Origin of the sequence: Streptomyces sp. A1136 (genome assembly GCF_004795055.1) — a bacterium.
Lineage (GTDB): Bacteria > Actinomycetota > Actinomycetes > Streptomycetales > Streptomycetaceae > Streptomyces.
Window position 1 is genome coordinate 1 of the sequence record NZ_SSBJ01000196.1, and the last position, 659, is coordinate 659.

At 52.2% G+C, this 659-nt stretch carries 1 protein-coding gene; it reads left to right on the forward strand.

Features of this window, described 5'->3' with window-relative positions:
• Nucleotides 1-135: 135 nt before the first annotated feature.
• Nucleotides 136-659 (forward strand): sugar nucleotide-binding protein (locus tag E6R62_RS38035; RefSeq protein WP_136217967.1); only part of this gene is annotated, 524 nt, incomplete at its 3' end.

The following is a 659-nucleotide window of genomic DNA, read 5'->3' on the forward strand; positions in this document are numbered from 1 at the left end:
CAAGGCAGGCCAGATAACCGAGGCGGCAAAGCAAGGCCATAACTTTGTGGAAATCTACAAGCCGATACTTCTGGCGGCAGACTCTCTTCTCATTAATATGTAAATTAAAGACAGTCTTGTCTGCCACATCGATACATGAAAAACTCTTCACAGGCCACAATAGACTTCCCGGATTTTCCGGGCGCGTCGGATACGCTCAAAAGCGTATTGGTCGTCGGTGCGCAAAGCACCATCGGTCGCGGCTTACTGGATAGTTTTGCATCCTCCGACGTTTCCGTTTGGCACACCAGTCGACGCAAGGAAGGGATAGACCCACGCGGACTATCTCTGGATCTGTTGCAACCGACTGAGACTTGGGAATTGCCAAAGACGCCGGTTGACGTCGCGTTTCTGTGCGCCGCAGTGACTTCCTTGGCGCAATGCATGAATGAACCTGAAGCAGCTTACGCCGTCAACGTGTTGCAAACAGTCGCGCTGGCAAGAAAGCTCGCCGAGGCTGGTACCTTTGTCATTTTCATCTCGACCAATCTGGTGCTGGACGGACGTACTCCCTACGCCGGAATTGACGAGCCATTCAATCCGCAGACAATTTACGGCCGGCAAAAAGCAGAAGCGGAACAACGCCTGCTTGCTCTTGAGAAACAGAAACGGATAGCGAT